Origin of the sequence: Bradyrhizobium sp. SZCCHNR1043, assembly GCF_032489675.1 — a bacterium.
Lineage (GTDB): Bacteria > Pseudomonadota > Alphaproteobacteria > Rhizobiales > Xanthobacteraceae > Bradyrhizobium.
In genome coordinates, this window is the sequence record NZ_JAUEYN010000019.1 from 102,634 (window position 1) to 127,783 (window position 25,150).

The following is a 25,150-nucleotide window of genomic DNA, read 5'->3' on the forward strand; positions in this document are numbered from 1 at the left end:
ATGACGCAGTCTTCCTTCGCGACCCATGAGGTCTTCAACCAGTCGCCGCCATTCGAGGACGTCAACCTGTTCACGGCAGACCAGCCGCTGGTCGACGCGGTGAAGACCAATGGCGGTGCTGGCGCCGAGCAGGAGCTGTCTGCGTTCGGTGCGCTGTGGGGCTCGGCCGAGATGGCCGAGCAGGGCCGGCTCGCCAACGAGAACACGCCGAAGCTGCGCAGCTTCGACGCCAAGGGCTTTCGGCGAGACGTCGTCGAATTTCATCCGGCCTACCATGCGATGATGTCGCGCTCGGCCGCGGCCGGCCTGCACAATTCGACATGGACGGCAGAAGGCCGGCCCGTCGGCGGCTGCTCGGAGGTGGTGCGCGCCGCGAAGTTCTACATCGCCTCGCAGGTCGAGAGCGGCCACCTCTGTCCGATCACCATGACGCGGGCCTCGGTGGCGGCGCTGGCCGCCCAACCTGATCTGCTGGCAAGAGCGATGCCGGTCATCGCGACCGATGACTACGATCCGGCGTTTGCGCCGTGGTGGCAAAAGCGCGGCATGACGCTCGGCATGGGCATGACCGAGAAGCAGGGCGGGACCGACGTGCGCGCCAACATGACGCGCGCTGAGCGCACGGCCGATGGCTATCGCATCACGGGGCACAAATGGTTCATGTCGGCGCCGATGTGCGACGCCTTCCTGGTGCTGGCGCAGGCCGATGCCGGCCTGACCTGCTTCTTCATGCCGCGCTTCAAGCCGGATGGCTCGGTGAACGCGATCCAGTTTCAACGCTTGAAGGACAAGCTCGGCAACCGCTCCAATGCCTCGTCGGAGGTGGAGTTCGTCGGCGCCTATGCGGAGCGGGTCGGCGACGAGGGCAGGGGCATCAGCACCATCATCCAGATGGTGCAATTGACGCGGCAGGATTGCGCGATCTCGTCGGCCGGCCTGATGCGCTCGGGGCTCGCGCACGCGCTGCATCACGCGCGCCACCGCAGCGTGTTCCAGAAGCATCTCGCCGACCAGCCGCTGATGCAGGCGGTGCTCGCCGACATGGCCGTCCATGTCGAGGCGACGGTGGCGCTGGTGATGCGGCTGTGCCGTGCGTTCGATCGCGCGCATGATGATGCGACGGAGGCCGCCTACATGCGGCTGCTGACGCCCGCGATCAAATACTGGGTGTGCAAGAGCGCGCCGCCGTTCCTGTATGAGGCGATGGAATGCCTCGGCGGCAACGGCTATGTCGAGGACGGCATTCTCGCGCGCCATTTCCGGGAGTCGCCGGTCAATGCGATCTGGGAGGGCTCGGGCAACGTGATGTGCCTCGACGTGCTGCGGGCGCTGACGCGCGAGGCGGAGGCGGCCGCGCACGTGCTGATGCAACTGAAGGCAGAGACCAGCGGGCTTCCCGGCGCGGCGGAGGCGCTCGCTTTCATCGAGACCGGCTTCCGCCGGCCGGATTCCGAGCGCGTTGCCCGGCTTGCGGTCGAGAAGCTGGCGCTGCTCGCCGCCTGCGCCGCGCTCAACGTGGTCATGCCTCGCCATGCCGAACTGTTCGCCGCCACGCGGCTCGCCGCCGTGCATCCGAGCATGTATGGCGCGGTCGATCTCGATCCCGCCGATATCCGTGCCTTGCTGGAGCGCGCCCTGCCTTGACCGATTCTCCTGAAGCCGCCGTCGCGGACTCGCTCGATCCGGCCAATCCACCGCAACAGGTCGCGCCTGCGAAACACCAGCCGCGCACGCTCGGCTTCTGGTGGACCGCGCTGTGGGGCTTCGTGATCTTCATCGCGCTGTTCGCCGGCCAGGCTGCGGTGGTCGGCTATTTTCTGCTGATGCGGGACGGGCCGACCGACGCCGCTGCGCTGGTTCACATCGCCAGCCGCGGGCTGACCTTGTCGCTGTCGGTGATCATGGGCCTGCCGGCCGTGCTGCTGGCGGTCTCTTTCGCCGTCCGTCATACCCGCACGCCCTTCGCCGAATATCTCGGCCTGCGCTGGACGTCGTGGAAGTATGTCGGCATCGGCATCGTGGGCATGGTGGTGATCGTCGTCGCCTGGGACCTGATGTCACGGGCGACGGGGCGCGAGGTCTCGCCGGGCTTCATGTTGGACGTCCTGAAGACGGCCAAGGGCGACGGCACGGTCTGGCTGATGGTGCTCGCCTTCTGCGTCGCGGCGCCGCTGTCCGAGGAATTGTTCGCGCGCGGCTTCCTCTATCGCGGCTGGTCGGATTCGTTTCTGCGGGTGCCGGGCGCGATCGTCCTGTCGTCGCTGGTCTGGACCGCGATGCATCTGCAGTACGACTGGTACTTCTTCCTCGAGGTGCTCGCGCTCGGCCTGTGGTTCGGCTATCTGCGCTCGGTCAGCCATTCGACCTGGCTGACCGTCGTGCTGCATGGCCTCAACAACCTCGCCGCCACCGTGCAGACCATGTGGCTCGCCAGCGGCCACTCCTGAGCGGCGGTGTTCAGCCGGCCCAGGCGATCGCGAGCGGCATGGTCAGCGCCGCCAGCACGGTCTGCAGTGAGATGATCTGCGCCAGCAGCGGCGCGTCGCCGCCCATCTGCTTGGCCAGCACATAGGCGCTCGGCGAGGTCGGCACCGCCGCGCAGATCGCGACCACCACGAGGCTCGGGCCGGTGACGCCGAACCATCCGGCGAGCCCGATCGCGAGGAGGGGCATCAAGACCAGCTTGAGCACGACGCCGAGCGCGGCGGCCGGGCCGGCGCGACGCAAGCCTTCGAAGTGCAGGCCGGCGCCGGTCACCAGGAGGCCGATCGGCAGCGACGCCTGGCCGAGCGCGTCGGCGGCATCATGCCAGAGTTTAGGCAGTGGCACCCGCGCGACGTTGAGCGCGAGGCCGAGGACGCAGGCCCAGATCAGCGGATTGCGCACGATGGTGGCGAGAATCTCGCGGAGCGGGCGGCGGTTCGGCGAGGCATAATGGGCGAGCACCGCGACGCTGAACACGTTGACCATCGGGATGATCGCGATCATCGCGACCGACGCCACCGCAAGGCCGGTGGGGCCGAACAGGCTGCCCGATACGCTGAGCGCGACGTAGGTCTGCCAGCGCGTCGCGCCCTGGAAGATCGAGGTGAAGGCCGGTCCGTCGACGCCGGCGCGCGCGAGCAGCGGCCGCAGGGCGAGGCAGAGCGCGGACATCGCCAGCATCGCCAGGAACAGCGCACCGCCGATGCCGGCCACCGGCACCTTGCTGAGATCCGCCTTGACGAGGCTCTGCAGCAGCAGGACGGGGAACAGCACGTAGTAGGTCAATCGCTCCAGCCCGTGCCACTGGGTATCGAGCCGCATCAGACTGCGCCGCAGGCCAAAGCCGACCACGATCAGCAGGAACACCGGCGCCAGCGCCGCGATGACGGGGCCCATGCGACTACTGACCCGAGCGGCGCAGCGTCGTCAGCCGGTCGAGCGCGCCCTGCAGGATGAAGATCGCCGCATGCGTATCGATCACCTCGGCGCGTTTGGCGCGGCTGACATCCATGCCGATCAACTCGCGCTCGACCGCCGCCGTCGACAGCCGCTCGTCCCACAGGCCGATCGGCAAGTCGGTAAGGCCGGCGAGATTGCGCGCGAACGCCCGGGTCGATTGCGCCCGCGGCCCCTCGCTGCCATCCATGTTGATGGGAAGGCCGAGCACGAAGCCGACCACCTTGCGCTCGGCGCAAATGGCAAGCAGCCTGATGGCATCGGCCTTGAAGGCCTTGCGCTGGATCGTCTCGACGCCGGTGGCGAGCCGGCGATCGGGATCGGACACGGCGACGCCGATGGTCTTGGTGCCGAGATCGAGGCCGACGAGCGCGCCGCGCTCGGGCCAGCGGCCGGCGGCTTCGACAAGGGGGAGAATGGGGGCGGGCATGGCAATGCGCTTAACACGCAGGCGCGTGGCGAGCCAGCAGGTGAGGGCGTGCATCGCTTCGCCGCCCCGATGAAGCTCGCGCACGCGAGTCGACCGGCCCAGATGTCGAGCGTTGCAGTCTTTCCCGGATGCGCCGGCTTCGGATCATCAAGCGAAGCTGGTGGAGCGCGAGAGCTTGTTCCAGGCACTCACTTCGGCTTTCATGCCCTCGATCTTCTGCTCGACCAGGGCCAGCGCGTCCTCACCGAGGAACAGCCGTACAGGCGGTTTTTCGGCTTCCACGAGGGCAAGCAATGCCTGTGCGGCCTTCGCGGGATCGCCGGGTTGGTTTCCGCTCTTGGCCAATCGGGCGGCGCGAATCGGATCCATGACGGCGTCGTAGTCGGAAATGCTGCGTGGCGTGCGATCCATGGACCGTCCCGCCCAATCGGTCCGAAACTGACCGGGCGCGAGCGCAATGACGCGGATGCCGAAGGCGGCCACTTCCTTGCCGAGCGCCTCCGAGATGCCCTCCAGCGCGAACTTGCTGCCGCAATAGAAGCTGATCCCGGGCATGGTGATGAAGCCGCCCATGGAGGTCACATTGACGATATGGCCGCGCCGCCTCGCGCGCATCCCCGGCAACACGGCCTTCATCATCGCGACAGGGCCGAACACGTTGGCGGCGAACTGCCGCTGCAGATCGTCGAGCGAGGACTCCTCCAGCGTGCCCTCGTGACCGTAGCCGGCATTGTTCACCAGTACGTCGATCGCGCCAATCTGCTTCTCGGCCTCTGCCACAGCAGCCGGGATTGCATCGAAATCCGTAACGTCGATCACGAGAGGATGAGCCTTGCCCGCTGCAAGCGCGGCAAAAGCCTCGGCATCGCCGACCCTTCGCACGGTCCCGATCACCCGATGGCCGGCGGCAAGCGCGCCCTTTGCGAACGCTCGGCCCAAGCCCGAGCTGACGCCAGTGATGAGGAAAATCTTCGAATCGGCAGCCGCCATCGTACAACTCCGCATGACAAGGTTATCTATATCATGATATAGATACTGCATGGCACGTGGCAAGACCGAACATTCATCCAGTGGCATGAGAGGCGAGCCGCTTCGTCGGCACGTCCTCGATGCCGCAGAGCGGCTTCTTCGTCAGGGCAGGGCCGATTTCTCGATGCGGGACCTTGCCGCTGAGGCGGGGGTCAGCTTCGCGACGCCGTTCAATCAGTTCGGCAACAAGGCCGCGATCATGCAGGCTCTCTCCATACGTCGGATCGACACCATGGAGGTGCGGTACGCCGCCGCGCCACCATCGAGAGATGCGAATACCCGCGTGCTATTGGCTATTGATACGGCGGTGGCAGTGATGTTGGAGAATCCAGACGTGAACCGGACCGTGATGGGATGGCTGGGTGCCGCCCAGGCTTCGCCCGGTCAGACGCTGTCCCGATCCACTGCCTTCTGGGCACTGGCCTTGGGGAAGGGAGAGGGACTGAGGGCCGGCCGGCGAGAACAAGCCCTGCGCTGCCTTCCAGAGCAACTCGCCTTCAGTTTCCGCGGCGTGTTGTCCTTCTGGACTGCGGGCGAATTGTCGGATGCGGCGCTCGCCCCGCGTGCGCGAGACATGGCGAGCGCCTTGTTGCTCGCCTACGTCCATTGACGTCCGATAGGGGCGGCTTGATCGACTGATCCACCGATCCCAGGTCTCTGTCGGCCAGCTTCAGGCGCGCCTGCGGCGGGCTCCTTGTCCAAGGCTTGCTTTCGCAGGACGATTCCCGACTCCTCGTGAGGACGCGGCGCTCCCGGGATGCCCTCACGAGGAGATCGGCGGAGCTTAACGGATCGCGATCGGGTTGATCATGCCCTGGACGCCGCCGCGCCAGCGTGGCTGGCCGAGCACGAACAGGAACTCGTAGCCCTTGTCCTTGGCCAGTTCCGCCGTGTCCATGTTCTCCAGGATGTAGGTCCCGTTCATGGCGAGCAGGATCTGGTGCACCTCGAACAGGTTCGACGACTCGAACGGGATCGCCTCCACCGCCCAGTTGTCGGCGCCGACTGCGACCACACCCTTCGATGTCAGGTATTTGGCGCCTTCGACGCCGAGACCGGGTTCGCCGGCGCCGTAACGCTTATCGTCCTTGCCGATCAAACCAAGCCAGCCGGTGTGGAAGATCACGATATCGCCCTGGCGGATCTCGACGCCCTGCTTCTTGGCAGCTTCCTCGATCTCCTTGACGTTGAACGCCGTGCCTTCCTTGACCACGTCGGTGTTGTAATAGGCGGCCATGTCGAGCAGCACGCCGCGCGCCACCAATGGCGGCACCTTCTCGATGCCGAGCTTCTTCAGGCCGGTCGGATCGGCGAAGTCGAGCAGCTTGTTGCCGTTGTAATAGACGTGCTCGATGCCGAGATGGCCGAGCCCGTCGATCTGGCTGCCGACGCCTACCCAGCCTTCGACGATGTCGTCATTGTAGGTCGCCTTGTTCGGGCCGAGGCCGGGAATTCCGGCCTGGCCCGGCTGCACCACGGTGATCTTGAACGAACGCGGCGGATAGGCCGGCGTCTTGGAATCGACGATCATGCCGAGTGGGTAGGTCTTGCCGGTCTTCACCAGCGAGGCGGCTTTGACAACGAGCTCCGGCGTGATGTAGTTGGCCGCGCCGATCTCGTCCTGTGGGCCCCATTTCGATTTCGTCCAATCCGGGGTCTTGTCCTGGGCATTGGCCGTCCCGATCGCACCCATCATGGCAATCGAGCAGCACAACACGAACGCGTTGCGCATCGCATTTCCTCCGACATGTTGACGTTTGTTGTGTTTCGCGCTGGCCAGCGCCACATCCTAACGTAGTAGAGGATGGCGCGACAAAATTATTTTCGCGCGCGTGCGCTGCACAGCGCCCGAAAGTCGCATCGGTCGAAATGGCCGCGTTTCATGGTCGAGAACGTCATTTCGCGCAATGGAATGTGACGCTCGCCGGCAACGTTCAGTACAATCTCCGGGTGAATCCGCTCAAGCCGCGATGTCGTGATCCCGGCCGGCGAGGCCGGCCATGAAGGCCGAGAGCGCGCTGCTGCGATGCGCCGCGCGGCGATGGATGAACAGTGTTTCGACCTTTGCATGAACTGCATCGAGCGTGTGCAGGCTGACGCTGCCGATCATCTCGTTGCGCGTCAATACGGCGCGTGGCAACAGCGCGACGCCCATGCCGGCGGTGACGCAGCCGATCATACCGTCGAGCGTGCCGAGCTCGATGCGCGCTGCCGCGGGCCAGCCGAAATCGTTGAAGACCTGCTCCAGCCGCTGCCGGTAGGTGCAGCCGGCCCTGAACACCAGCGCCGTCGGACCGGACGCCGTTGTCGCCGCACGCAGAGCCGGCAGGCTTTCGAAGCGCCGGGCCGTCACCAGCACCAGCTCTTCCTCGAAGGCGATGATGCCCGAGAGATCGGGATGGTCGATCGGGCCGGCCACGAAGGCACCCTCGAGCGTCCCGTCGAGCACTGCGGCCACCAGCTCGGCAGTTGGCGCCGTGCGCAGGCCGAGGGCGACCGCCGGGAAGCGTCGATGAAAATCCGCGAGCAGCGTCGGCAGCCGCACGGCGGCGGTCGTTTCCATCGAGCCGATCATCAGCGGTCCCTTGGGATCGCCGTCGTCGCGCGCCGCGAGCAGCGCTTCGCGCGACAGCGCCGCGATCCGGTCGGCATAAGGCAGCAGGCGCAGTCCGGCATTGGTCAGGGTCATGCCGCGGCTGTGCCGCTCGAACAATGCGGTGCCGACCTCGGCCTCCAGCGCCTTGATCCGCTGGGTCACGTTGGACTGCACCGTGTTGAGGGCTTCCGCCGCGCGCGTGATGCCGCCGGTGCGCGCAACAGCCGCGAAAGTCTGGAGGTCGCTCAGCTCCACGGCCAATCTCCGTTTTGAATCTGCGATGGCAGAGTTCTCAAGTATTCATTTTGAGAGAATGTTAGCCGCGCCTAAACTCGCCGTCCAGAGATGAGGAGACTGTGATGCCGCTACGGACGGCGCTGACAGAAGGGCTCGGCATCAGCCATCCGATCCTGCTGGCGCCGATGGATGGGATTGCCGATGCGCGGCTGGTGCGCTCGGTCAGCGGCGCCGGCGGCTTTGGCATTCTGGGCGGCGGCTACGGCAATCGGACGTGGCTCGCGCATGAAATTGCGGAGCTCGAAGGCCTGCGCGCGCCGTTCGGCATCGGCTTCATCACCTGGTCGCTGGCCAAGCAGCCCGATCTGCTCGACATCGCGCTCGCCGCGCGGCCTGCGGCGATCATGCTGTCGTTCGGCGATCCCGCGCGCTTTGCGCCTGATATCAAGTGTGCCGGTGCGCTGCTGATCTGCCAGGTGCAGAGTGAGGTGATGGCGGAGCAGGCGATTGCGGCCGGGGCTGACATCCTGATCGCGCAAGGAACCGAGGCGGGTGGTCATGGCGCGTCGCGGACCACGCTCGATCTCGTGCCGGCGATCGTCGACCTCGCGGCCGGCCGCTTGCCTGTGGTGGCTGCGGGCGGTCTCGCCGATGGCCGCGGCCTTGCGGCGATGCTGATGCTGGGGGCGGAGGGCGTGCTGCTCGGCACGCGCTTTTATGCCAGCCGGGAGGCTGCCGGCGCCGACGAGGCCAAGCGGCGGATCTGCGCGGCAAAATCCGGCGAGACCGTGCGCGGCATCATCTTTGATCTGTCGCGCAACAATGTCTGGCCAGCGCCGTTCACCGGCCGCTGCCTGGTCAACGATCATGCGCGCCGCTGGATGGGGCGCGAGGTCGATCTGCTGCAGCAGGTCGAGACCGTCTCGGCCGACTATATGAAGGCACGCGCCAACGGCAATTTCGACATTGCAGCGGTCATCGCCGGCGAGGCGGTCGGTCTGATCCATGATATCCCACCGGCCGGCGAGATCGTCGCGCGCATCGTCAGCGAGGCCGAGCACATTCTTCAGGGACGGCGCAATTCATCCGCCGTCTCAGCCGAGCAATAGGAGCAGACCATGTGGCCCGATCGCCGTTTCGCTGATCTCGTCAAGACCGACCATCCGATCGTGCTCGCCCCGATGGCGGGCGTGGCCGACGCCGAGCTTGCGATCGCTGTGGCCGAAGGCGGCGGGTTGGGGTCGCTGGCGTGTGCGATGATCTCTGCCGACAAGATGCGCGAGCAGGTCAACATCTTCCGCCAGCGCATTGCCGCGCCGATCAATGTGAATTTCTTCTGCCACACCGCGGTCGAGGCCGATGCGATCAGCGAGGCCGGCTGGAGGCGGCGGCTGGCCTCCTACTACCGCGAGTACGGCATCGATCCCGATGCGGAGGTCCAGGCGGCCAATCGCGCGCCGTTCGATGAAGCGATGTGCCTTGCCGTCGAGGAGCTGAAGCCGGAGATCGTCAGCTTCCATTTCGGCCTGCCTGAGCCCGGGCTGCTCGCGCGCGTGAAGGCGACCGGCGCGGTCGTGCTGGCGTCGGCGACCGTCGTGCGCGAGGCGGTCTGGCTGGAGCGGAACGGCGCCGACATCATCATTGCGCAAGGTGCCGAGGCGGGCGGCCATCGCGGCATGTTCTTGACAGACAAGCTCGCCGAGCAGGTCGGCACGTTTGCTCTCGTGCCGCAGATCGTGGACGCCGTGAAGTTGCCGGTGATCGCGGCCGGCGGCATCGCCGATGCGCGCGGCATTGCCGCTGCGTTCGCACTCGGCGCCTCCGGCGTGCAGATCGGCAGCGCTTTTCTGCGCAGTCCCGAATCCAAGGTCAGCGTGGCGGCGCGCGCGGTGCTGGCCGCCGCCAGCGACGAATCGACCGTCATCACCAACGTGATGACCGGTCGGCTCGCCCGCGGCGTCGCCAACCGGGTGATGCGCGAGGTCGGGCCGATCTCGCCGGATGCGCCGGCGTTTCCGCATGCCGCGACCGCGCTCGGTCCGCTCAAGGCCGCGGCAGAGAAGCAGGGCAGGGTGGATTTCACCAATCTCTGGGCCGGCCAGGCGCTGCCGTTGGGGCGCGAGGTGCCGGCCGCCGAGCTGACGCGGAGCCTGGCCGAACAGGCTCTGGCGCGGCTGCGGAGCATGGCGGGCTGACACCTCGGGCGGGATGTTGCCCCAGGAAAGTCCAACGGCTGCCGGTTGCGGCGCGAAAGCGGGCTCTGCTATAGGGCGGGTTCACCTTGTCCCGTGAGGCCCTATATAATGTCGGTCGATGCCGCCACCGTCCGCCGGATCGCGCAATTGGCGCGGATCGCTGTCACTGACGCCGAGGTCCCGCATCTGCAGGGCGAACTCAATGCGATGCTGGATTTCGTCGAGCAGCTGTCGGAGGTCAATGTCGAGGGCGTCGAGCCGATGACCTCGGTGACGCCGATGGCGATGAAGAAGCGTCAGGACGTCGTCAATGACGGCGAGATCGCCGACGACATCGTCAAGAACGCGCCGGCGACCGAGAACCACTTCTTCCTCGTGCCGAAGGTCGTGGAATAGCCAAGGGGTTGGATTGGTCGCTGCTCCGGCGCGATCGACCCGAGCCGTAACCGACAAGCGAGCCAACGCCATGTGCCTGCTCTGCGACGATGAAGCGGCCTACAAGGCCTATATGGACTATCTCGACGCGATGGAGCGGCAGGGCAAGGCCGCTGATCCGGACAAGGCCGTGAACGAGATTCTCGACCAGCTCGAAGCGGCCGCCAATATCAAGAAAGCCGAGCCCAAGAAGAACAAGTTCTTCGCGGACGACCCGGCCGACGACAAGACGCTTTCTCCGTTCTTCTGCAGCCCGATCAACAAATGACCGATTTGACTTCGCTGACGCTCGCCGAGGCCCGCAAGGGGCTCGCGAGCAAGACCTTCACGTCGCTCGAGCTGACCGACGCTCATCTCAAGGCCATCGAGGACGCGCGCGCCCTCAACGCCTTCGTGATGGAGACGCCGGATCAGGCGCGCGCGATGGCGCGCGATGCCGACGCCAGGATCAATAAGGGCGAAGGCGGGCCGCTGGCCGGCATTCCGCTGGGGATCAAGGATCTGTTCGCCACCAAGGACGTCCGCACCACGGCGTGCTCGAAGATCCTCGGCAATTTCGTGCCGCCTTACGAGTCGACCGTGACCTCGCAGCTCTGGCGCGACGGTGCGGTCATGCTCGGCAAGCTCAACAATGACGAGTTCGCCATGGGCTCGTCGAACGAGACCTCGTGCTTCGGCCCGGTCGGCAACCCGTGGCGCCGCGAGGGCTCCAACACCACCTTGGTGCCGGGCGGCTCGTCCGGCGGCTCGGCTTCGGCGGTGGCCGCGCTGCTCTGCATGGGCGCGACCGCAACCGACACCGGCGGCTCGATCCGCCAGCCGGCGGCGTTCACCGCCACCGTCGGCATCAAGCCGACCTATGGCCGCTGCTCGCGCTGGGGCATCGTCGCCTTTGCCTCGTCGCTCGACCAGGCCGGGCCGATCGCGCGCACGACCCGGGATGCGGCGATCCTGCTGCGCTCGATGGCCGGCCACGATCCGAAGGATACGACCTCGGTCGACATCCCCGTGCCGGACTACGAGGCGGCGATCGGCAGGTCGGTGAAGGGCATGAAGATCGGCATTCCCAAGGAGTACCGGCTGGACGGCATGCCGGCCGAGATCGAGAAGCTCTGGAGCGAGGGCGCGGCGTGGCTGAAGGCGGCCGGTGCCGAGCTGGTCGAGGTGTCGCTGCCGCACACCAAATACGCGCTGCCGGCCTATTACATCGTGGCGCCGGCCGAGGCGTCCTCGAACCTCGCCCGCTACGACGGCGTCCGCTATGGCCTGCGCGTGCCGGGGAAGTCCATCGGCGAGATGTACGAGAACACCAGGGCCGAAGGGTTTGGCGCCGAGGTCCGCCGCCGCGTCATGATCGGAACCTATGTGCTGTCGGCCGGCTATTACGACGCCTATTATCTGCGCGCGCAGAAGGTCCGCACCCTCATCAAGAAGGATTTCGAGGACTGCTTCGCCAAGGGCGTCAACGCCATCCTGACCCCTGCGACGCCGTCGGCCGCCTTCGGCATCGGCGAGAAGGGCGGCGCCGACCCGATCGAGATGTATCTTAACGACATCTTCACGGTGACCGTGAACATGGCGGGACTGCCAGGCATCGCCGTGCCCGCCGGCAAGGACAGTCAGGGGCTGCCGCTCGGGCTGCAGCTGATCGGCCGTCCGTTCGACGAGGAGACGCTGTTCTCGCTCGGCGAGGTCATCGAGCAGGCGGCGGGACGCTTCACGCCGGTCCGGTGGTGGTAAGCGTCGCCGATTTCAAGACGAGCCTCGCGGGCGACGCGCCCGCGACCGGACTGTCGCCCGTGCTGACCGGCCTGTGGTGGCTGGCGAAGGGCGACTGGGACCGCTCGCACAAGATCATTCAGGACGAGACCGGCCGCGACGCGGCCTGGGTGCACGCGCATCTGCATCGCGTCGAAGGCGATCTCGGCAATGCCGCCTACTGGTATCGGCAGGCCGGGCAGCCCGTCGCCAAGGATGCATTGGATATCGAATTTGAGCGGATCGTCTCCGCGCTGATGGGGAGTTGAGGGCCATGACGGCAACCAGCGGCAAGCTGATGAAGGGCGCCACCGGCGACTGGGAGGTCGTGATCGGCATGGAGATCCATGCCCAGGTCACCTCGAAGTCGAAGCTGTTCTCGGGCGCCTCGACCGCGTTCGGCGGCGATCCCAACAGCCACGTCTCGCTGGTCGACGTGGCGATGCCGGGCATGCTGCCGGTCATCAACGAGGAGTGCGTGCGGCAGGCCGTGCGCACCGGGCTCGGGCTCAATGCCAAGATCAACCTGCGCTCGGTGTTCGACCGCAAGAACTATTTCTACCCCGACCTGCCGCAGGGCTATCAGATCAGCCAGTACAAGGACCCGATTGTGGGCGAGGGCGAGGTCGCGGTCGAGCTCGACGGCGGCAAGACCGCCACGATCGGCATCGAGCGCCTGCACCTCGAGCAGGATCCCGGGAAGATGCTGCACGACCAGTCGCCGTCGCTGTCCTATATCGACTTCAACCGCTGTGGCGTGGCGCTGATGGAGATCGTCTCCAAGCCGGACATCCGCGATGCCGAGCAGGCCAAGGCCTATGTGAGCAAGCTGCGCTCGATCCTGCGCTATCTCGGCACCTGCGACGGCGACATGGAGAAGGGAAGCCTGCGCGCCGACGTCAACGTCTCCGTGCGCAAGCCGGGCGGCCCGCTCGGCACCCGCTGCGAGATCAAGAACATCAACTCGATCAATTTCATCGGCCAGGCGGTCGAGGCCGAGGCGCGGCGCCAGATCGAGATCATCGAGGACGGCGGCGCGATCGAGCAGGAAACCCGGAGGTTCGATCCCGACAAGGGCGAGACGCGCTCGATGCGGTCCAAGGAGGAGGCGCACGACTACCGTTACTTCCCGGATCCGGACCTGTTGCCGCTGGAGTTCAGCCAGGCCTTCGTCGACGAGCTGAAGGCGGCACTGCCGGAGCTGCCGGATCAGAAGAAGGCGCGCTTCATCGCCGATGTCGGCCTCTCGCCCTATGACGCCTCGGTGCTGGTGGCCGAGCGCGAGAGCGCGGCGTTCTATGAGAGCGTGCTGGAGGCGCTGTCCGACCGGGCGCGCGACGGCAAGCTCGCCGCCAACTGGGTGATCAACGAGCTGTTCGGCCGGCTCAACAAGGAAGGCCGCGACATCGCGTCCTCGCCGGTGTCGGCAAGCCAGCTCGCCGCCATCGTCGCGCTGATCGGCGACGGCACGATCTCCGGCAAGATCGCCAAGGACCTGTTCGAGATCGTCTGGAGCGAGGGCGGCGATCCGCGCGAGCTGGTCGAGAGCCGCGGCATGAAGCAGGTGACCGACCTCGGCGCGATCGAGAAGGTGGTCGACGAGATCATCGCCGCCAATCCGGACAAGGTGGCGCAGGCGAAAGCGAAGCCGCAGCTGGCCGGCTGGTTCGTCGGTCAGGTGATGAAGTCGTCGGGCGGCAAGGCCAATCCGCAGGCGGTCAACGACATCCTGAAGAGCAAGCTCGGCATCTGAAACGGCGATCGCTCGTCTTCGTTCCAGCGGCGCGCACACGGTGCGCGCCGTTTTGTTTGACCCGACGACTTCGCGAATCGCTGCGCGCGATTCGCAAAAAAGCCACCATTGCCGAGCGTTCGAACGCACACGAGGGCGTGTGCAATGAAAATTTTTTCGTTGCCAAAATTTACGACTCAGAGTCCGCGCGCCGCCTTCATCGTGCGAGTCCGCGCCTTGCGATGTGCACGCCGCCGCTTTCGCGCTGTCATGTAGCAGTTCAGAAAATGCTTGCAGCGTAGGCTTTTCCTGCAATGTCTATCAGTAGCGCGCTTGGCGTCGCGCGCAGCCGCGTGCGCGTTTGCGATGTCGAACCTCGCACTGCTTCGCGCGTTGCGTCAGCCGCGTGCGCGCGCGCCTGTCAACACTTCCTTAAGCCGGAAGCTGTTTTTTTTCACTCGTTGGTGTATCGATGAGGAGTGCAGCTCGATTCCCGAGTGCACGCATCGACTAAGCCATCTCACATCGGAGGGCAACATGGCCAAGAAAGCGAAGAAGGCGAAGAAGGCAGTGAAGAAGGTCGCGAAGACCGCGGCGAAGAAGACTGCCAAGAAGACCAAGAAGGTCGCCAAGAAGAAGTAACTCTCGCAGTCCTTGCGAGATGAGTCCGGCAGCTGATGCCGGCACGTCGTTGGAACGCAGGTCGGCATAGCTCCTCGCGAGCCGGGCAGATCTCCTGAAGCTCCAACAGACGATAGAGGGTGTCGGCGAGACATCAGGTCAACGGTCGGATCGAACTCGAGAGCGGCTTCGCTCGCGGTGCGGTCCGGCAGAAGAAACAGGATTTCTTCGTTCGGTGCAGATCGCGTTTCCGGTCTGCAATCTCACGAGCGGCTATCAGCCAGAGTGGGATCTGATCCTGACGTGTTCGCCGACGCCCTCGATCCCTGAGCACCGCGCCTCCGGCGACTGCGTGCCTCCCAGTCTCCCATAGACGAACGACCTTATTAGCAACTCGGTGCGCGCGTACTCGTGCTGCAGTGCGCTACGCAATCTCCCGCACCCTGTGTCAAGACGTGTCCGGTCCCAGTGCGGCTGTTGACCGCCTGCGTGGTGCGCTCCGCCCCGGCGCGGTGAAGCGCTTTCGCGGATGGTTAGGGGTTTGCCAAACAGAACGGTAAACCGCTCTTTGCCGAGTTGAAGAATCCATTTCGAATCAATGCATTGAAGCCGTCCCGGGAAAATGCGGGGTTCCGCGTTCAGGGCTCGTTCAGCACGATGTTTAAACTGCCTTTCAAACTTGATCGGTCATCCTTCGCGCATAAGCCGCGAGACGGCATGGGGATAACCAGGCGTTGAACAGTTGGACGGGGGCGTGCTCGGGTGACCGGCCGCCTCCTCGGGCGAAGGAGAGCGACGATGTTTCAGGGACAACTCAATTTTGATGATGTGACCACCGCGGAGCAGGGCGCCAGCGGCGATGTCCTGTTCGAGCTCGGCATGCTCTATGCGAGCGGTCGCGACGGTGCGGTCGATCTGATCGCCGCGCACAAATGGTTCAATCTCGCCGCCCTCAGGGGGCGCGTCGACGCCGTGGCAATGCGCCGCGAGGTCGCCGAGCAGATGTCGGATGCCGAGATCGCGACCGCGCAGCGCGAGGCGCGCGCCTGGATGACTGCGCACTGAGCGAGCTAGGCCGCGACTTGGCGGATCTCGCTTTCGGTGCGAACCATGCCGCACGAGCCAGTTCGCCGGCCGCGAACCGGGAGCGCTGGGGTGACCCGCGCTCGATCGTTCATTCTCGTGGGAAGCGGGCCTCGCCGCGCGCCTATGAATCTCCTATCTGTCGTCCGATGTGACGCAGGCAAGCGGGATTGACGGCATGGGCCAGGCACGGCGACAGGCGCGGCGGCAAGAGCTGATCGACTGCCATGACTGCGGCAGCGGCGTCTCCTTCAGCGCAGTGGCGTGCCCGCATTGCGGATCGACCGAGCCGGCCGGGCCCGCGGTGCAGAGCCGGCGGGAGTTGAAGCGTCTGCGGGTCGAGGCCCACAATGACCGCTGCCTCGTCGTGGTGACCGTGCTCTGTGCGGGCCTCGGCGCCATCTACGGTGCCGTGATGGGAGCAGGAGGCGCGGCGTCATGGTGGGCTGCGCTGGGCTATGGCTTCGTCGGCACCGTCATCGGCGTGCCCGCCGCCTTCGTGATCAATATCAGCCGTGGCCTGTTCGATTGAGCCCGCGCGTGATCGCGCGGCAACCGTGATCACGGCGGCCACGGTCCGTTGCGATCCGGCAGGTGCGTGAACGGCTCGGCTTTGATGCGGATGATCAGGGGTAGGGGGCTGCTGGCCGCGCCGACGGGCGGCTGGCGGAGACGGAGGGATTCGAACCCTCGATAGGGCTTTACAACCCTATAACGGTTTAGCAAACCGCCGCCTTCAGCCACTCGGCCACGTCTCCAGCGAGGGTCGGTATGCCCGACGCCGCGCTGAGCCGCAAGCGGCAGATTGCATGCGGTTTCGAAATCCTCACAGGGCTGCGTCTTCGCCGGATCGGCCCCGGACGGTGATCTCCACCGTTGGCGATCGATCCGAGCTGAGCCTGCCGTTTGATCGGACGCGGCACGGCATGGAAGTCGACGGGCGGCGCAGGCCCTCTCGATGGTCCCTGATATAGAGCGTCACCAATATAGAGGGTCGCCTGGAACGACGGGCCGGTGGCAGGGGCGCAGAGGGCATCGTCCTCCGGTCCGATTCTCGTTCAGCGCGTTGGCTGGATTCGTGGCCCCGGTGCCTGACTTGGGGCGGGTTCCTGGCGGGCGAGTGCTCGCGGCCCTGAACACCCAAAATTGCGTTGTGACAAAACGATAACATAAACAGCAAGTTAGGTGTTCCCGCAGAACCACGGTCGCGTGCCTTTTGTGCAACACCAGTCCGAAAAGGCGCCGCCTGGGCGCCGCAATGATGGTTCCTTTGTTGCGTGTGCAAAGGCCTTCGGTAATTCTGCTCGCACGACGAAGGGGGGCATCCCGACGTCGTCCCGTTTAGGTCGTTCGCTCAAGTCCCTCGCGTTCATGCGGGTGTGTCCCATAGCGCGAAGCGGCTGAGCGACGGGTCGAAGAGGGATAACGGTACCAACCCCAAGGGTGTCTCTCACCCAGCGGAGGCGGAACCTTCCCTGACTGAGCAACTTGGAGGTTTAACATTATGAACACGATCAAGAGCCTTGTCCTGGGCTCGGCGGCCGCTCTCGTCGCCATGTCCGGGGCTCAGGCAGCTGACCTTCCGATCAAGGCCAAGGCGGTCGAGTATGTGAAGGTCTGCTCGCTTTACGGCGCTGGCTTCTACTACATCCCCGGCACCGACACCTGCATCAAGCTCGGCGGCTACGTCCGCGCCGAGACCTCGTTCGCCAGCAACGGCCAGTACAACAACGCTGTGAACGGCGTCTCCGGTGGCAACAACCGCCACAGCAACTACTACTACAGCCGCGCTCGTCAGGACCTCAACATCGACACGCGCACCGCGACCGAGTACGGCGTGGTTCGTACCTATGCCGATCTGACGTTCACCTGGACCAGCGGCACCTACGCCGGCTCGGGTTCGGCGACCGGCGCAACCGCCTACTCGACGGCCGGCGCTCCTGGCGCACAGGCCGACGGCAACATCGCGCAGGGTGGCCTGGGCGTGTACTACGCCTTCATCCAGTTCGCTGGCTTCACCATGGGTAAGGCCGTGTCGCAGTTCGACGCGCCCTGGACCAACTACCCGGGCAACAACTTCGACGGCCTGTGGGGCGGCGGCGGCACCGTGACCGGTGTCAACCAGTTCAGCTACACCGCCGACTTCGGCTCGGGCATCACGGCGGCGATCTCGGCGCAGGACGCGACCCAGTACTACACCACTAACCTGTGGAACGTGTCGGGCATCACTGCCGCCAGCATCGTCGGCGGCTCCTACGGCACCAACTCGTTCGGCGGCAACGTTGCTCCGGACATCGTCGGCATGGTCCGCGTCGACCAGGCCTGGGGTCTGTTCCAGGCGTCGTTCGCGGCGCATGACAACCACACCGGCTACTACGGCGCCACCGAGCTCACCGGTCACCCGGCTGACAAGTGGGGCTGGGCGGCTCAGCTGGCCTTGTCGATCAAGAACATCCCGACCGGCCCCGGCGACACCATCAACATCCAGGGCGTCTACACCAACGGTGCGAGCCGTTACAACGCTCAGAGCCTGGTGCCGACCACCTACGCGATGTACGGCGGCAGCAGCACGGCTGGTGTCTACGGCACGCTCGGCTTCGCTGGCGTCAGCGACTCGGTCTTCGTGACCGGCGGTGAGCAGCAGCTGACCACGACCTACGGCTTCCGTGGTGCTTACACCCACAACTGGAGCCCGACCTGGAACTCGGCGATCTACGGTTCGTGGGCTGCCGTGAGCTACAACAACACTGCCAAGGGCCTGATCTGCGGCAGCGCGGCGATGGGTGCGATCGCGGGCGCAGGCTTCACCTGCAACCCCGACTTCAACATCTCCTCGCTCGGCTTGATCACCCGCTGGACCCCGGTCAAGAACCTGACCTTCTCGGCCGACGTGGCCTGGACCAACCTGGACCAGAAGTACTCGGGCAACATCGCGTACCCGGGTTCGGCCACGGTTTCCAAGCCGGCGGCGACCTACCAGCTCAAGGACCAGAACTCGGTGTCCTTGCTGCTCCGCGCTCAGCGCAACTTCTGATCCTGATCGTCTGATCGGGATTCAAGAGCCCCCGGCAGGAAACTGCCGGGGGTTTTTGCTGTTTGTGGCAGCGCATTCCGGCCCAGCACCCGAGTCAGGCTCGCTCGAAGATCGATGCAAGATCGGCAACTGAGACAAATCAAAATCGGCGGCTGAGGCAATGAGGAGGATTCCGAACGCCTCGTTGATCGAAAATCAGTTTCTTTTCAGTAACTTGACAGTCTGTCGGTATTTTTTTAAATTGGTGTTGAAAACAGATGAGTTGATAAGCTAATTTTGTCACGCGCTGATAGCGATCCCTCCTCAAGAGGACACTGCCGATCCAAGTTCGACGATCCTATGATGTTAGACTCCACGAAACCTCTGGCGATGCCCCGCCGGAGGTTTCTTCATTTCAGGATCTCCTCGTCGCCCGGTTCCTGAGGTTGGCTTTCGGTTGCAACGTACCGGTGCAACCGCTGCGCGTCAGCGCAAAGCATCCATCGTAGACCAAAGGTCGGAGCAAAATTCCTTGCGCATCGGCTTGACCGGGAAATCCCGGGTGGTCACGATGACCGCCAGATGACGGGGCCACACCGTCACGCCAGCGAGGAATCAGTCCAAGATGAGTTCGGAAGGCTCTGTGGGAGTGCTGCGTCCGTGGTCCGAGCAAGACGATCTGGCGGGCGCCATCACGCGGTTGCTGGAGGCGCGGCCGGAGGGCCGGGCCGAGCTTGCGGAATGTCTGGCGGTTGCGCAGCGGATCGACGCCAGCGACGACGAGTCCTGGTATCGCGAGTGGATGCATTGCGCGGATGCAATGAAGGCTGCCGCCGCCGACGCTGTGAGCAGCGGCCGTCCCGAGCTGGCGTTTCGCAAATGGTCGCGCGCGGTCGATTGTTATGAGGCTGCGGCCTGTCCGTTCAGCAGCTCACGCTCCCGCCAGGCCGTCGTGCTGTCCCGCATGCGCGAATGTGCGCGCGAATTCCTGCGCTGCGCCGATCCGCCAGGAGAGGTCGTCACGATTCCCTGGCGCGCGGACTATTCGCTCGAAGCCTATTTCCTGCCGGCGCGCTGCGAGGCAGGCAGGGCGCCCACCGTCATCTGCATCGGTGAGCCCGGCCGTCGCAAGGAAACGTCCCTGTTCAAGCTTGCAGCCCATGCGGAGCAGCGCGGCTTGGCGTTGCTGGTGGTCGATCTGCTGGGCAGCGGACCGGACTGCCGCTTCGAGGAGATCGTCGGCGGTCGCGATCTCGAATCAGCCATCGCGAGCGTGACGGACTACGTGACGTCCCGTGATGACGTGGACGAAGGCCGGATCGCGATCCTGGCCGACGACTGGAGCTCGTCCTTTGTCGCGCGCGGCATCGCACTCGATCCGCGGTATGCTGCGGCGGTCTGCGACGCCGGCTTGTGGGACATTCACGAGCGCGTCTTCCTGTCGCGCCGACCCGGTGCGGGCGAGCGGGGCAGGCTGTCGATCGCGGCCGATGGGCTGGCGGCGCGGCAGATCATGTGTCCGCTGCTGGTGACGGTGCCGGAGCGTGGCTGGCTTCGAGCCGACATCGCAACCCGGCTGATCGCGCAGATCAAGCGCGAGCACCCGGACATCACCCTGAAGATCGTCTCCAGCGCGGGCGCCGATTGGCTCGAAGCCGATGCCTTCGTCTTCGACTGGATCGCCAAGCGTCTGGCGGGGTCTCCGCGGCCTCCAGGCTGACGCGACCGCATGTCTGCGCTCGCTGCCTGTAAGAGGCGGTTGGGCCGTGACCGCCTCGGGGGGCCTCAGAGCCCCATCGTGAGTCGCGCGCTGGCCTTTTCGAAACGGTCCTTGAGGCCAGCCAGCTTGTCCGTGAAGGTCGCGAGCTCACGAGCGTCGAATTCCTCGAAGATGAAGCCGAAGATCTGCGCTTGCTGAGCTTCCAGCTCGGCGAACTGCTCCGATGTCTTGGCGGTGAGCGACATCCGGACCACGCGCGCATCGTTGGGGGCGGGCTTGCGTTCCATGAAGCCCTTCTTCTCGAGCAGCTTCGACTGCGTCGTGACGAAGGAGGGGTCGACGTGCAGCCGCTTGGCCGCCGCATTCACGGCAACTCCCTCGCCTTGATCCAGTTCGGAGATCGCCATCAGGATCATCCATTGCGGGCCACTGATGCCGATTCTCTTGGCCCAGAAGTACCTCAGCTCCTCCAGATGGACGTTGATCGTGGAGATCTCCCTGGCGAAGCGAAGAATGGCGTCGCGATTCTTCGGCAGATGTTCGGCAGTCTTCGGTTGCGCGTCCGCTTCCACAGGTGCGGCAGACATGTTCTTCAAGGGCGCCATTGCTCAGGAGTTCCGGTACGAAGCTTGACCCTAAAGAAAAAAAATCCGCAACAAAATCACTTATCTAGGAGGACATCCGTCGTCCCCCGTGCGCTGCACAACAAGCTGCCATTGTGTTGCCCTTAAGACACATTTCGGCTTCATTCAATTACCTGACTGCATAAACTATTTTGCTTACCGAATGAGCGAAGGCATAGTTCCTGGCGACGGTGGGGGGTTACTCGATCGTCCCGTGACAGGTGGTTCGCTTAAGTCCCTCGCGTGATGCGGGTGTGTCCGATGGCGCGAAGCGGCTGAAGCGGTTTTTCGGGAGCGGAGGAAGCGGATCGTCCTGGGGGATCTTGGTCCGGTTCTTTCTCAAAAGAGCAACTTGGAGGTTTAAATGAAGACGGTTAAGAGCCTTGTCCTCGGCTCGGCGGCAGCTCTGCTCGCCATGTCCGCGGCTCAGGCGGCCGACCTTCCGATCAAGGCCAAAGCGGTCGAGTATGTGAAGGTTTGCTCCCTGTATGGTGCGGGCTTCTACTACATCCCCGGCACCGACACCTGTATCAAGCTGGGTGGCTACCTGCGCGCCGAAGTGGTCGCCGGCAGCAACAGCATCTTCAACGGAACGTTCAGCGGCCAGGGCGGCGCACACAACCGCCTCAGCAACTACTACACCTCTCGTGCTCGTGAAGATCTGAACATCGACACCCGCACGGCGACCGAATACGGCGTGGTCCGCACCTTCGCCGACCTGACCTTCAGCTGGACCTCGGGCGGCTATGCCGGCACGGGTTCGGCCACCGGTGCGACCGCCTACTCGACGGCGGGTGCGCCTGGCGCTCAGGCCGACGGCAACATCGCGCAGGGCTCGCTCGGCGTGTACTATGCCTTCATCCAGTTCGCCGGCTTCACGATGGGTAAGGCCGTGTCGCAGTTCGACACGCCCTGGACCAACTATCCGGGCAACAACTTCGACGGTCTCGCTGGCGGCGGCGGCACGGTCACCGGCGTCAATCAGCTGAGCTACACCGCTGACTTCGGCTCCGGCATCACGGCCACGGTTTCGGCCCAGGATGCGACTGCCTACTACCAGAACAACCTCTGGAACGTGGCTGGTTCGACGGCGGCTGGCGTGATCGGTGGTGCTTACGGCACCAGCGCCTACGGCGGCAACGTTGCTCCGGACTTCGTCGGTATGGTCCGCGTCGACCAGGCCTGGGGTCTGTTCCAGGCGTCGTTCGCGGCGCATGACAACCATGTCGCTTACTACGGCGCGTCCGAGACCTCCGGCCACCCGGCCGACAAGTGGGGTTGGGCGGCTCAGCTGGCCCTGTCGATCAAGAACATCCCGACCGGACCTGGTGACACGATCAACGTGCAGGGCGTCTACACCAATGGTGCGAGCCGCTACAACATCCAGAGCCTGATGCCGAACAACTACTCGATGTACGGCAGCACGGGTCTGGCTGGCGCCTATCAGAGCATCGGCTTTGCGGGCGTGGGCGACTCGGTCTTCACGACCGGCGGTGAGCAGCAGCTGACCACGACCTACGGTATCCGTGGTGCTTATACGCACAACTGGAACCCGGCCTGGAACACTGCGATCTACGGGTCTTGGGCTGCCGTCCGTTACAACGGCACTGCCAAGGGCCTGATCTGCACCAGCCCCGGCGTTGTCGCGGCCTTCAACGCGGGTTCGACCTGTAATCCGGACTTCGATCTGGCCACCATCGGCCTGATCACGCGCTGGACCCCGGTCAAGAACCTGACCTTCTCGGCCGACTTCGCCTACTCCTGGCTCGACCAGAAGCACTCTGGTTCGGTGACCTCGCCGGCGGTTGCTGCCGTCGCGAAGCCGGCCGCTGTGTACGAGATCAAGGATCAGCAGTCGGCTGTGCTGCTGCTCCGCGCTCAGCGCAACTGGTGATCCAGACCGTCTCATGACGGTTTGACCAGCCCCCGGCAGGCAACTGCCGGGGGTTTTTCTTTGCCTGGCCAGCTCGTGCTCCAGCGCCGAGACCCGCATTCCTCGCCGCTCCGCTCCGTCGCTGACAAACATGCTGCAGACCCGCCCGAGAACCACACCGCGCGGCCACGCGACGCAATGTAATCTGGATGGAATTTCGCGACCGACTCGTGGCCAGCCGGCTCAAACATCCGTGAGAGGCGGTCGCCGGGTTCGTTCGGTTCGACCGCACGTTTGAGCCAAGCTTGGCCTGCGTGACCTCGGGCAGGCGAGGGCGGGTGCCGCGATGGTCAGGCCGGAGAACTGGGAGACTCGCGCTCGCCGCCCTTCTCGGCGCCCGTCCTGCTGCATTCCCGCCACGACCGCGACATGCATTCGGCGGCGAAAGTCTTCCCCGACACATTACTCTTGGAGATTTGGCAGCCGTGCGCCGTGCCGCGGCCGCGCCACATGCGTGATCCGGCCGGTCACGAGAATGGTCCGATAAAGCACCAAGTCCGCCTCTCGATCGTTCCGACTGCAACGCTATGCGCGAGCACTGTGGTGCAGCTGGAGACGGGCTGACCGTGGGGGCGGTCGTTCGATGTCGAGCCGGGCCGGTCTGAACTGAGCAATTTGGAGGTTAGTATGAAGACTGTGAGGAGCCTTGTTCTGGGCTCAGGGGCGGCGTTGCTCGCCATGGGTGGGGCTCAGGCCGCCGACCTTCCGATCAAGGCCAAAGCGGTCGAGTATGTGAGGGTCTGCTCCATGTACGGAGCGGGATTCTTCTACATTCCGGGCACCGACACCTGCATCAAGCTGGGCGGCTTTCTGCGTGCCGAAGCAGGCTTCGGTACGAATACGATCTTCCAGAATGCCGTGAACGGCGTCGCCGGCGGGCGAAATCGTCTCAGCAACTACTACACGACGCGTTCGCGTGCCGACCTCAACATCGACACCCGCACCGCGACCGAATATGGCGTCGTGCGCACCTTCTTCGATGGTGTCTTCCAGTGGACCGGGGGCAGCTACGCGGGGACCGGCTCGCCCACGGGCGCGACTGCCTATTCGACGGCGGGCGCGCCTGGAGCCCAGGCCGATGGCAACATCGCGCAAGGCGGGCTCGGTGTCTTCTACGCCTTCATCCAGTTTGCCGGATTCACGATGGGCAAGGCCGTGTCGCAGTTTGACGCGCCCTGGGCCAACTATCCCGGCAACAATTTCGACGGTTTGACCGGCGGCGGCGGCACCATCACCGGCGTCAACCAGTTCACCTACACCGCCGACTTCGGCTCGGGCATTACGGCCGCGATCTCGGCCCAGGATGCGACGCAGTATTCGCAGTCGCAGATCTGGAATACGGCGGGACAGACGGCCGCCGGCGTGCTCACCGGCAGCTATGGCACGTCGAATTTCGGCGGCAACGTCGCGCCCGACATCGTCGGCATGGTGCGCGTCGATCAGGCCTGGGGTCTGTTCCAGGCGTCGTTCGCGGCGCATGACAATCACGCCGCCTTCTTCGGTGCCAACGAGACGACCGGCCACCCGGCCGACAAATGGGGCTATGCGGGTCAGCTCGCCCTGTCGATCAAGAACATCCCGACCGGCGCCGGCGACACCATCAATCTGCAGGGCGTCTACACCAACGGCGCCAGCCGCTACAATTTCCAGAGCCTCGCGCCGATCAACTACGCGATGTATGGCGGCAGCAACATGGCCGGCGCTTTCCAGAGCCTGGGCTTCGCGGGCGTGTCAGATTCGGTGTTCGGGGCGAATACGCAGCAGCAGTTGACCACCACCTACGGCTTCCGCGGGGCCTTCACCCACAACTGGGATCCGTTCTGGAATACGGCGGTCTACGGCTCCTGGAGCGGTGTCAGATACAACAACACCGCGAAGGGACTGATCTGCAACGGTGCAGGCATGGTCGCTCTCGGTATCACGCCTGCGAATTGCAACCCCGACTTCAACATTTCGACGGTGGGTGTGATCACGCGCTGGACGCCGGTCAAGAATCTGACCTTCTCTGCTGACGTCGCTTGGACCAGGCTGGACCAGAAGTTCACCGGCGTGGTGAACGCACCGGCGGTCGCGGCCGTTGCCAAGCCGGCCACGACCTACCAGTTGAAGGACCAGGACTCGGTCTCGCTGCTGGTGCGTGCCCAGCGCAACTGGTAAGTGCGGGCGAATGGCGAATAGGGAGTAGAGAATAGCGGTTGACGACGGAGCGGAGCCCAGGCTTCGCTACTCGCTACTCGCTACTCGCTACTCGCTACTCGCTACTCGCTACTCGCTACTCGCTACTCGCTACTCGCTACTCGCTAC

At 64.9% G+C, this 25,150-nt stretch carries 22 protein-coding genes and 1 tRNA gene; 16 read left to right on the forward strand and 7 right to left on the reverse strand.

The features are described from left to right. Positions 1 to 1,644, forward strand: a complete 1,644-nt coding sequence (locus QX039_RS29830; RefSeq protein ID WP_315740286.1) for an acyl-CoA dehydrogenase family protein — start codon at positions 1 to 3, stop codon at positions 1,642 to 1,644. Next, positions 1,641 to 2,447: a CPBP family intramembrane glutamic endopeptidase gene (locus QX039_RS29835; RefSeq protein ID WP_315740285.1), complete on the forward strand. Its 807-nt coding sequence runs from the start codon at positions 1,641 to 1,643 to the stop codon at positions 2,445 to 2,447. The genes QX039_RS29830 and QX039_RS29835 overlap by 4 nt, the downstream gene beginning before the upstream one ends. Positions 2,448 to 2,457: 10 nt before the next feature. On the opposite strand, the gene QX039_RS29840 is transcribed toward QX039_RS29835, so the two are convergent. The 3 genes from QX039_RS29840 to QX039_RS29850 all read right to left on the reverse strand — a co-directional run bounded on the left by QX039_RS29840 (position 2,458) and on the right by QX039_RS29850 (position 4,861). Then, positions 2,458 to 3,381 carry an AEC family transporter gene (locus QX039_RS29840; RefSeq protein ID WP_315740284.1) on the reverse strand — a complete coding sequence of 308 codons (924 nt, stop codon included), beginning with the start codon at positions 3,379 to 3,381 and terminating at the stop codon, positions 2,458 to 2,460. A 4-nt stretch (positions 3,382 to 3,385) separates the two neighbouring features. Beyond that, entirely contained in the window at positions 3,386 to 3,871 is a 486-nt protein-coding gene (gene ruvX / locus QX039_RS29845) for a Holliday junction resolvase RuvX (RefSeq protein ID WP_315740283.1), read from the reverse strand. Positions 3,872 to 4,018: 147 nt separating this feature from the next. Then, a complete protein-coding gene (locus tag QX039_RS29850; RefSeq protein ID WP_315740282.1) occupies positions 4,019 to 4,861 on the reverse strand; it encodes an oxidoreductase in 843 nt (280 codons plus the stop codon). 49 nt (positions 4,862 to 4,910) lie between these two features. Here QX039_RS29850 and QX039_RS29855 point away from each other — a divergent pair, with 49 nt between their 5' ends. Continuing rightward, positions 4,911 to 5,510, forward strand: a complete 600-nt coding sequence (locus QX039_RS29855) for a TetR/AcrR family transcriptional regulator (RefSeq protein WP_315740281.1) — start codon at positions 4,911 to 4,913, stop codon at positions 5,508 to 5,510. Positions 5,511 to 5,684: 174 nt separating this feature from the next. On the opposite strand, the gene QX039_RS29860 is transcribed toward QX039_RS29855, so the two are convergent. Beyond that, positions 5,685 to 6,632 carry a cyclase family protein gene (locus tag QX039_RS29860; protein ID WP_315740280.1) on the reverse strand — a complete coding sequence of 316 codons (948 nt, stop codon included), beginning with the start codon at positions 6,630 to 6,632 and terminating at the stop codon, positions 5,685 to 5,687. 228 nt (positions 6,633 to 6,860) lie between these two features. Further along, on the reverse strand, positions 6,861 to 7,751 hold the full coding sequence (locus tag QX039_RS29865) for a LysR family transcriptional regulator (RefSeq protein WP_315740279.1): 891 nt from the start codon (positions 7,749 to 7,751) through the stop codon (positions 6,861 to 6,863). Positions 7,752 to 7,855: 104 nt separating this feature from the next. Between QX039_RS29865 and QX039_RS29870 the strand changes: the two genes are divergently transcribed. From QX039_RS29870 to QX039_RS29910, 9 genes are all read left to right on the forward strand, one after another. Further along, positions 7,856 to 8,842 (forward strand): nitronate monooxygenase, encoded by a 987-nt coding sequence (locus QX039_RS29870; RefSeq protein WP_315740278.1) that lies wholly within the window; start codon positions 7,856 to 7,858, stop codon positions 8,840 to 8,842. A 9-nt stretch (positions 8,843 to 8,851) separates the two neighbouring features. Beyond that, positions 8,852 to 9,928, forward strand: a complete 1,077-nt coding sequence (locus QX039_RS29875) for a nitronate monooxygenase family protein (protein WP_315773125.1) — start codon at positions 8,852 to 8,854, stop codon at positions 9,926 to 9,928. A gap of 108 nt (positions 9,929 to 10,036) precedes the next feature. Beyond that, positions 10,037 to 10,324, forward strand: coding sequence for an Asp-tRNA(Asn)/Glu-tRNA(Gln) amidotransferase subunit GatC (gene gatC, locus QX039_RS29880; RefSeq protein WP_315773127.1), 288 nt, complete (start codon positions 10,037 to 10,039; stop codon positions 10,322 to 10,324). A 70-nt stretch (positions 10,325 to 10,394) separates the two neighbouring features. Continuing rightward, on the forward strand, positions 10,395 to 10,631 hold the full coding sequence (locus QX039_RS29885; protein ID WP_315773129.1) for a hypothetical protein: 237 nt from the start codon (positions 10,395 to 10,397) through the stop codon (positions 10,629 to 10,631). Continuing rightward, positions 10,628 to 12,103, forward strand: a complete 1,476-nt coding sequence (gene gatA / locus QX039_RS29890) for an Asp-tRNA(Asn)/Glu-tRNA(Gln) amidotransferase subunit GatA (protein ID WP_315773130.1) — start codon at positions 10,628 to 10,630, stop codon at positions 12,101 to 12,103. The genes QX039_RS29885 and gatA overlap by 4 nt, the downstream gene beginning before the upstream one ends. Next, complete coding sequence (locus QX039_RS29895; RefSeq protein ID WP_315773132.1) at positions 12,094 to 12,390, forward strand: hypothetical protein; 297 nt, start codon at positions 12,094 to 12,096, stop codon at positions 12,388 to 12,390. The genes gatA and QX039_RS29895 overlap by 10 nt, the downstream gene beginning before the upstream one ends. A 5-nt stretch (positions 12,391 to 12,395) precedes the next feature. Next, entirely contained in the window at positions 12,396 to 13,874 is a 1,479-nt protein-coding gene (gatB, locus tag QX039_RS29900; protein WP_315773134.1) for an Asp-tRNA(Asn)/Glu-tRNA(Gln) amidotransferase subunit GatB, read from the forward strand. A 1,398-nt stretch (positions 13,875 to 15,272) separates the two neighbouring features. Then, positions 15,273 to 15,539, forward strand: coding sequence for a hypothetical protein (locus QX039_RS29905; RefSeq protein WP_315740271.1), 267 nt, complete (start codon positions 15,273 to 15,275; stop codon positions 15,537 to 15,539). A 196-nt stretch (positions 15,540 to 15,735) separates the two neighbouring features. Next, positions 15,736 to 16,089, forward strand: a complete 354-nt coding sequence (locus tag QX039_RS29910; protein WP_315740270.1) for a hypothetical protein — start codon at positions 15,736 to 15,738, stop codon at positions 16,087 to 16,089. Between the two features lie 132 nt (positions 16,090 to 16,221). Here the strand turns inward: QX039_RS29910 and QX039_RS29915 are convergent. After that, positions 16,222 to 16,315: transfer RNA gene (locus QX039_RS29915), tRNA-Ser, on the reverse strand. Positions 16,316 to 17,061: 746 nt separating this feature from the next. Between QX039_RS29915 and QX039_RS29920 the strand changes: the two genes are divergently transcribed. Continuing rightward, the gene (locus QX039_RS29920; protein WP_315740269.1) at positions 17,062 to 18,591 is read left to right on the forward strand and encodes a porin; all 1,530 of its coding nucleotides are present in this window, start codon (positions 17,062 to 17,064) and stop codon (positions 18,589 to 18,591) included. Between the two features lie 622 nt (positions 18,592 to 19,213). Continuing rightward, positions 19,214 to 20,290, forward strand: a complete 1,077-nt coding sequence (locus QX039_RS29925; protein WP_315740268.1) for a hypothetical protein — start codon at positions 19,214 to 19,216, stop codon at positions 20,288 to 20,290. Between the two features lie 65 nt (positions 20,291 to 20,355). Here QX039_RS29925 and QX039_RS29930 read toward each other — a convergent pair whose 3' ends face one another. Further along, positions 20,356 to 20,877: a MarR family winged helix-turn-helix transcriptional regulator gene (locus tag QX039_RS29930; RefSeq protein ID WP_315740267.1), complete on the reverse strand. Its 522-nt coding sequence runs from the start codon at positions 20,875 to 20,877 to the stop codon at positions 20,356 to 20,358. A 400-nt stretch (positions 20,878 to 21,277) separates the two neighbouring features. On the opposite strand from QX039_RS29930, the gene QX039_RS29935 reads away from it, so the two are divergent. Together QX039_RS29935 and QX039_RS29940 are read left to right on the forward strand one after the other, a co-directional pair. After that, complete coding sequence (locus QX039_RS29935) at positions 21,278 to 22,807, forward strand: porin (RefSeq protein ID WP_315740266.1); 1,530 nt, start codon at positions 21,278 to 21,280, stop codon at positions 22,805 to 22,807. Between the two features lie 666 nt (positions 22,808 to 23,473). Beyond that, on the forward strand, positions 23,474 to 25,003 hold the full coding sequence (locus QX039_RS29940) for a porin (RefSeq protein WP_315740265.1): 1,530 nt from the start codon (positions 23,474 to 23,476) through the stop codon (positions 25,001 to 25,003). The last annotated feature ends 147 nt before the right edge of the window (positions 25,004 to 25,150 follow it).